We start from the raw sequence: 7,150 nt of genomic DNA, 5'->3' as shown, positions 1-7,150 counted from the left end.
CGGTTACGCCTGCTACAAACAGCTCTATGAGTTTATGTTGTTTGTACTGACTTAGACGACTTTTTCTCATAGGGTTATCTTAACCTAAATGGAAGTTTTAGTCGTTATCTAGGACAGCCCCTAATATTATTTTGCGTTTTGCTTAGCCCAGTTTAAGAAATGTTTTTGCGTTTCTTTATCTGCTTTTTGGAATAAAAGTTGTAATTCAGCTACTGAAACTTTATTCGTATCAACAACAATTTGCCCTTTTGCCTCAAGCGGTTTAGCTGCGAATTTTTCGACAGAAGCAATGTTTTTACCTAAATTATATTTGCTCAAATTTTCTTCTACACGAGTACCTGCTAAAAATCCCTCTCCTTTTAAGAAATCTTGTTTGTGGCTAATGACTTTTCCAGAGTCGGTTTTAATCGTTACTGTTTGGTTCTCTCTAAATTTACGCAGATCTAATTTTGAATTTAATCTCGGTGCTTCTAATTTAGCATTCTCTGCTGTGCCTTGAAAGGTTAAAATCATTTGATCCGAGGTAAAAAAATCACCCTCAACTGTACCGCCAACTTCCACAACAACTTGATGAGTTTTATTTTCACTGATTTGTACTGAAGTTGTGCCTTTTTTTACACGTTGTCCGTCAAAGGCTAGAATTTCAACCATATTGGAGGAACTTAATGTACCTGCTACGCTCATCGAGCTTACAACTAAAGCTGCTGCCGTTAATGCCATCTTAGTTAATTTCATTTCAAACTCCCAAAATAATTTAAGAAACAAAAAAGACTTTGCCTATCCTATGCTAATTTGAGTAAAAATAGCAATGTTTTATTTGATTTGTTATCGAATTTGCTTATTATAGGCGTAATTTATTTAACTGGAACAAACTATGAGTGATGAACAACAAAGTGCAAATATAGGCGTAAACACAACAGAAAAATCAGAGAAAAAATCTATTTTGCATACTTTATTCGGCAATCTTTTCCAAAATGAACCGAAAAACCGTGAAGATTTAGTCGAAGTTATTCGTGATTCCGCCGAAAATGAATTAATTGATAGTGATACAAAAGAGATGATTGAAGGCGTGATGGAAATCTCTGAACTTCGTGTTCGGGATATTATGATCCCTCGCTCTCAAATTGTCTTTATTGATGCTAACGAGCCATTAGAGAGCTTTATTGATGTCATTGTTGAATCTGCTCACTCTCGTTTCCCTGTTATTCGCGGTGAAAAAGATACCATTGAAGGCATTCTTCATTCTAAAGATTTACTCAAATATTTACGTTCTGATTCCGAACCGTTCAATCTGCAAGAAATCCTTCGCCAAGCAGTGATCGTGCCTGAAAGTAAACGATTAGACAGAATGCTAAAAGAGTTCCGCTCTGAGCGTTTTCATATGGCGATTGTGGTGGATGAATTTGGTGCAGTTTCAGGCTTAGTGACCATTGAAGATATTCTTGAACAAATTGTGGGCGATATTGATGATGAGTTTGATGAAGAAGAAGTTCAGCCAATCCGTCAGCTTTCAAGGCATACTTATGCTGTGCTACCACTGACCGACATCAAAAAATTCAATGACTTTTTTGCTACCAACTTTAACGATGAAGAAGTAGATACCATCGGCGGCTTAGTGATGAAAGCCTTTGGTTACTTCCCGAAACGAGATGAACAAATTGAGTTAGACGGCGTTGGTTTTAAAGTTACTTCTGCCAATAGCCGTCAGTTAATTCAATTGCGAGTAACACTTTCTGATGAACAGTTAGAAAAAATGGAACAACACTCGCAAAGCGAAGAAGAATAACACTATTTGATTTCAAAAAGCACGTTTAGGTGTGCCTCTCTTATTTAGTGAGAACTATGAATTTTGCAAAAAATCCTTCAATTTTGACCGCTTGTATCATTGCTCTTTTACTTGGTGCAATCGGCACTTTCGCCTACTCTCCTTTTGATATTTGGCTTCTTGCCTTTGTTTCTGGTGCAGGCTTAGTTTGGGCTGCCACGCTGAATCAAAGAAAAACGGCACTATGGGCAACATTTGCTTGGTCTATCGGTTATTTCTGCACGGGCGTGAATTGGGTGTCTGTGAGTATGACTCAATTCGGCGGTGTACCTGTGGTGGTCAGCTATATCGCTGTTTTCCTACTCGCTTGCTATTTAGCGATTTATAATGTGCTGTTCAGCTTTCTTTCATACAAATTCAAGCTGAATAATCCGTTTGCTCTCGCCGCCATTTTCACTTTTACCGAGTATTTGCGTGGCATAGTGTTTACGGGTTTCCCTTGGCTACAATTTGGCTATAGTTTAATTGACAGCCCTTTCGCTGGTATTGCACCAATTTTAGGGGTAGAAGGATTAACTTTTCTTGTAATAGTAGCAAGTGGCTATTTAGTCCAAATATTAAAACAAGAGAGTGAACCACTTAAATCACTTGCCTTACTAGCGGTCATTTTTTCAATAAGTTTTGCAACTCATTTTCTTAACTTTGTGCAAATTGATGAAGAAAAACAGCCGCTTGTCGTCAGCCTTGTGCAAGGTAATATTGAGCAGAAAATGAAGTGGGATCCGCAACATTTCAATTTTAGTGTGAAAACCTACGAGCAACTCGTTCTTCCACATTTAGGTAAAAGTGATGTGATTATTTTGCCTGAATCGGCAATTCCTGCCCTTGAAAATCAAATCGGGGGAATTTTGGGAACATTGGATAATCTCTCTCGTCAAACGGGCAGTGAGATTATTATCGGCACGCTCTATGAAAATGAAAAAGAGGAATTATTTAATAGTGCCGTGCTGTTGGGGCAAAATAAGCCTTATGGCTTACACGCCAGCGAGCGTTATAACAAACACCATCTCGTGCCGTTTGGCGAATATGTGCCGTTTGGCTCGGTGTTAGATTGGATGCGAGAAGTCTTTATTCTGCCTATTAATCTTTCACAAGGCAGTTTTATTCAAAATCCAATTATTGCGAAGAACAACCGTTTTAATCTGGCGATTTGCTATGAAATTATTTTTGGTAATCAGGTTCAACAAAACCAAAAAAGCCAAAATGCGGATTATCTCTTAACCATTACCAATGATGCCTGGTTCGGTTCAAGTATCGGCCCTTGGCAGCACTTCCAAATGGCAAGAATGCGCGCGTTAGAACTTGGTAAACCACTTGTTCGGTCTGCGAATACAGGGATTACCGCCGTAGTTGATCACAATGGGCAAGTTACCCATCAACTTCCGCAATTTACGGCTGATGTATTGACTTCAACCATTCAGCCAACCAAAGGCGATACACCTTTTAAACAATTTGGCATTTGGTTGATTTATGGATTGAGCTTAATCAGTTTAAGCATAAGCTTCTTGATGAGAAGAAGATAAAATAATCCCCTTAGAATAATTTTCTAAGGGGATTATTTTCATCTATTAGCCCAAATCTTTTAATAGGTTAGCCATTTCAATCGCCACCATTGCACACTCTTCGCCTTTATTACCTGCTTTAGTACCTGAACGCTCAATCGCTTGTTCTAGGTTTTCAACTGTTAAAATACCGTTGATAATCGGCACGCCGGTTTCTAACGCTGTAGTGCTAATCCCTTTTGCTGATTCATTTACTACCACATCATAGTGGCTGGTTGCCCCACGCACTACCGCACCTAAACAGATAATGGCATCATATTTTCCGCTTTGTGCCATTTTTTTCGCTGCAATAGCAATCTCTAATGCACCCGGCACCCAAACTGTGTCGATATTTTTTTCTTCAACACCGTGACGAAGTAGTTTATCCGTTGCACCGTTTAATAGCTGATCGATAAAGATTTTGTGCCAATTTGTTGCTACGATACCGAATTTTAAGCCTGTTGCAACGTAGTTGCCTTGAAATGTTGCCATTTTTGTTTCCTTATATGAAAATAAATTATCCTGCAGGGGCGAAAAATATTTCGCCTCTTTATCTTTTGAATTGATACATTATTCAAAATTAAACATATGTCGCATTTTATGTTGTTTAACTTTGAGATATTCTAAATCGTGTTCGTTTGGTTCAACCATAATTGGCTCACGAGCCACCACATTTAAACCTTGCTCAATAAGCCCTTCGATTTTTGCAGGATTATTAGTGAGCAAGCGAATCGACTTCACGCCAAGTTTTTCGAACATTTGAGCCGCAATGTAGTATTCACGTTCATCATCTTTAAAGCCGAGAGCCAAATTGGCCTCCACCGTATCCATTCCCCTGTCTTGCAATTCATAAGCACGTAGTTTGTTGATTAAACCAATACCCCGCCCTTCTTGGCGTAAGTAAAGCACAACACCTCTGCCTTCAGCCTCTACTTGGCTCATTGCAGCGGCAAATTGTTGTCCGCAATCGCAACGTTGAGAGCCAAACGCATCGCCTGTTAAACATTCTGAATGAATACGGCATAATACATTTTCGCCATCGCCAATATCGCCTTTTACCAGTGCAACGTGTTCTTTGCCAGACAAAGTTTCAACAAAGCTATGAGCTTTAAATTCGCCGTGTTTAGTTGGCATATTCACAACCGACACCATATCAACTAAGCTATCGTGTTTTCTACGGTATTCTTGTAGCTGCTGAATGGTAATAAACGGCATATTATGTTCTTTCGCAAAGGCTTGAAGTTCAGGCATTTGCATCATTGTACCGTCTTCCGACATAATTTCACAACAAAGCCCTGCTGGTTTTAAACCCGCAAGTCGAGCCAAATCCACCGTTGCTTCGGTATGACCGTTACGCACCAATACCCCACCATCTTTAGCAACTAATGGGAAGACGTGCCCCGGACGGCGGAAATCTTCTGCTTTTGCATTTTCATCTAAGATCTTCAAACAAGTTAAAGAACGCTCAAAAGCTGAGATGCCCGTGCCAGTTTCAATATAATCAACCGAAACCGTGAACGCTGTTTGATGATTATCCTTATTGACCACTACCATTGGATGAAAATCTAATCGCTCCGCAATCTCGGAGGATATTGGCGTACAAATTAAACCTTTGCCATATTTCGCCATAAAGTTAATATTTTCTGGTGTTGCAAATTCTGCTGCACAGATGAAATCACCCTCGTTTTCACGATCAGCATCATCACTCACTAAAATAATTTTACCTGCGGCAATCGCTTGGATAGCCTCTTCTACAGTTGAAAATTTAAACATTATTTATCCTTAAAATCCTGCGTTTTTTAGAAAATCGCTTGTCAGTTTACTTGGAGAATCTTCAGGCTCTTTTTTCAATAAAAACTGTTCGATATATTTCCCCACAATATCGTTCTCTAAATTGACAAGGCTACCAATTTTCTTTGAGCCTAAATTCGTTTCCTTAATAGTATGTGGAATAATCGATACCCTAAATGAGTCTTCATTTACATCAACTACTGTTAAGCTAATGCCATCAATGGTAATTGAACCTTTCTCAATAATGTAACGCAACAATTTTGGCGAAGCCTTGATGCGATACCAAGTAGCATTATCCGCTGGGGTAATTTCAGCAACTATGCCTGTACCATTAATATGTCCAGACACAATATGTCCACCAAAACGCCCGTTTGCTGCCATTGCTCGCTCAAGATTAACAGGGCTGTTCAGGCTTAATTCGCCAAGCGAAGTACGTTTTAGCGTTTCCGACATTACATCTGCGGTAAATTGCTCTTTCGTGAAAGAAGTTACCGTTAAGCAAACCCCATTTACCGCAATGCTATCGCCTAATTGCACATCAGTAAGTACTTTTTTCGCTTTTACCGTAACAACCGCAAATTCTCCTTGCTTTTTGATTTGTGCAATTTGACCAACTTCTTCGATAATACCTGTGAACATTTAAACTATTCTCCGATTTACTCCCAATTTAGTCTGAGAGCTGTTTTATCTTATTATTCCCCTCTCCCGTAAACGGGCGAGAGTAAGGGAATTTCAATTTAATTATGAAAAAAAGCTGTTTCATAATCCAACAAAATATCTTCCCCGATCAATTCGGTAGATTTCAGATGTAATTTGACCGCCTGTGCCAACTCGCCAATTCCCTCGCCACCAATTGGCGTTTTCGCCTCTTTACCGCCAACTAATTTGGGGGCAATATAACAATGCACTCGGTTTACGCAACCTGCTTTTAAAGCACTGAAATTCAGACTTGAACCACCTTCAATTAACAAACTGTCAATGTGCATTTCGCCTAGTTTTTGCAAAAGATCGAGCAAATCTACCCGCTTGTTATCTGCTTTAGTAACCACAATTTCCACACCAAACTGTTGATATGCTTTATGCGTTTTCACATCTTCGTTCACTGTTGCGATCACTGTGTGGTATTCTTTCGCTGTTTGCACTAATTTACTCGCTAACGGTGTTCTTAACTGGCTATCACAGATAATTCTGACTGGCTGTTTCGCATTCGGCATTCGGCTGTTGAGCATTGGGTCATCAGCCAACACCGTTTCAACACCCACCATAATCGAGCTGTATTGGTGGCGAGTTTCCTGTACTTTTGCTCGAGCTTGCTCGCCCGTAATCCACTTTGATTCGCCTGTGCTGGTGGCAATTTTGCCATCTGCCGTCATTGCATATTTCAGCAAAACATACGGGCGTTTGGTTTGAATGTAGTGAAAGAAAATCGGGTTTAATTCATCACATTCTGCACGCATAAAATCTTCAACGACTTCCACCCCAGCTGCTCTAAGCTGCTCTGCTCCTTTGCCTGAAACAAGTGGATTTGGATCACGAGAGCCAATAAATACCTTTTTAATGCCTCGCTCAATTAAAAGATCAGAACAAGGTGGCGTTCTCCCGTGATGGCAACAAGGCTCAAGCGTGACATACGCCGTAGCACCGGTAAGCTCTTCGTTACTATTTAAAATCGCATTACGTTCAGCGTGCCAATCCCCTGCTTTTTTATGATAGCCTTCGGCAACGATTTTTCCATTTTTCACAATCACACAGCCCACAAGTGGATTAGGATTTGTCCAACCTTGAGCTTTTTTCGCAAGTTCAATGGCGTAAGCCATATATTGAGCATCATTCATATAAATTTTTGATAAATTGAGGGCGTGATGAAAGGATTATTTCCATACAAGCGGTCATTTTTGCTCAAAAATTTGCAAATTCCGCTGATGAAATAATGAAGCCTTGAAATCTTACGATCTCAAGGCTTGCAAAAAAGGAACGAAAAACAACCGCTTGC

Annotated in this window: 7 protein-coding genes and 1 pseudogene; 2 read left to right on the top strand and 6 right to left on the bottom strand. The window is 39.8% G+C overall.

The annotated features are described in order from the left end of the window. Nucleotides 1-70: pseudogene (locus ACERCF_RS05510) on the bottom strand (IS1595 family transposase); the annotation flags it as partial. Nucleotides 71-126: 56 nt separating this feature from the next. Next, nucleotides 127-735: a DUF2057 family protein gene (locus ACERCF_RS05505; protein ID WP_373611288.1), complete on the bottom strand. Its 609-nt coding sequence runs from the start codon at nt 733-735 to the stop codon at nt 127-129. A 139-nt stretch (nt 736-874) separates the two neighbouring features. Between ACERCF_RS05505 and corC the strand changes: the two genes are divergently transcribed. Further along, nucleotides 875-1,786 (top strand): CNNM family magnesium/cobalt transport protein CorC, encoded by a 912-nt coding sequence (corC, locus tag ACERCF_RS05500; RefSeq protein ID WP_373611287.1) that lies wholly within the window; start codon nt 875-877, stop codon nt 1,784-1,786. Between the two features lie 56 nt (nt 1,787-1,842). Next, a complete protein-coding gene (gene lnt / locus ACERCF_RS05495; RefSeq protein ID WP_373624916.1) occupies nt 1,843-3,348 on the top strand; it encodes an apolipoprotein N-acyltransferase in 1,506 nt (501 codons plus the stop codon). 45 nt (nt 3,349-3,393) lie between these two features. Here the strand turns inward: lnt and ribH are convergent, their stop codons facing one another. From ribH to ribD, 4 genes are all read right to left on the bottom strand, one after another. Next, on the bottom strand, nt 3,394-3,858 hold the full coding sequence (gene ribH, locus ACERCF_RS05490; protein ID WP_373611285.1) for a 6,7-dimethyl-8-ribityllumazine synthase: 465 nt from the start codon (nt 3,856-3,858) through the stop codon (nt 3,394-3,396). Nucleotides 3,859-3,936: 78 nt separating this feature from the next. Continuing rightward, the gene (locus ACERCF_RS05485; RefSeq protein WP_373624915.1) at nt 3,937-5,139 is read right to left on the bottom strand and encodes a bifunctional 3,4-dihydroxy-2-butanone-4-phosphate synthase/GTP cyclohydrolase II; all 1,203 of its coding nucleotides are present in this window, start codon (nt 5,137-5,139) and stop codon (nt 3,937-3,939) included. Between the two features lie 9 nt (nt 5,140-5,148). Continuing rightward, entirely contained in the window at nt 5,149-5,796 is a 648-nt protein-coding gene (ribE, locus tag ACERCF_RS05480) for a riboflavin synthase (protein ID WP_373611283.1), read from the bottom strand. A gap of 98 nt (nt 5,797-5,894) precedes the next feature. After that, nucleotides 5,895-6,992 carry a bifunctional diaminohydroxyphosphoribosylaminopyrimidine deaminase/5-amino-6-(5-phosphoribosylamino)uracil reductase RibD gene (ribD, locus tag ACERCF_RS05475; RefSeq protein WP_373624914.1) on the bottom strand — a complete coding sequence of 366 codons (1,098 nt, stop codon included), beginning with the start codon at nt 6,990-6,992 and terminating at the stop codon, nt 5,895-5,897. Nucleotides 6,993-7,150: the final 158 nt, after the last annotated feature.

Source organism: Mannheimia kashgarensis (assembly GCF_041807705.1).
Lineage (GTDB): Bacteria > Pseudomonadota > Gammaproteobacteria > Enterobacterales > Pasteurellaceae > Mannheimia.
Note: the sequence above shows the minus strand (reverse complement) of the source record. Positions and strands in the feature narration are given on the sequence as shown.

Excerpts from the sequence above, each read along its gene's own strand:
- ACERCF_RS05505 (WP_373611288.1), bottom strand. The coding sequence starts at position 735 with ATGAAATTAACTAAGATGGCATTAACGGCAGCAGCTTTAGTTGTAAGC.
- corC (WP_373611287.1), top strand. The coding sequence starts at position 875 with ATGAGTGATGAACAACAAAGTGCAAATATAGGCGTAAACACAACAGAA.
- lnt (WP_373624916.1), top strand. The coding sequence starts at position 1,843 with ATGAATTTTGCAAAAAATCCTTCAATTTTGACCGCTTGTATCATTGCT.
- ribH (WP_373611285.1), bottom strand. The coding sequence starts at position 3,858 with ATGGCAACATTTCAAGGCAACTACGTTGCAACAGGCTTAAAATTCGGT.
- ACERCF_RS05485 (WP_373624915.1), bottom strand. The coding sequence starts at position 5,139 with ATGTTTAAATTTTCAACTGTAGAAGAGGCTATCCAAGCGATTGCCGCA.
- ribE (WP_373611283.1), bottom strand. The coding sequence starts at position 5,796 with ATGTTCACAGGTATTATCGAAGAAGTTGGTCAAATTGCACAAATCAAA.
- ribD (WP_373624914.1), bottom strand. The coding sequence starts at position 6,992 with ATGAATGATGCTCAATATATGGCTTACGCCATTGAACTTGCGAAAAAA.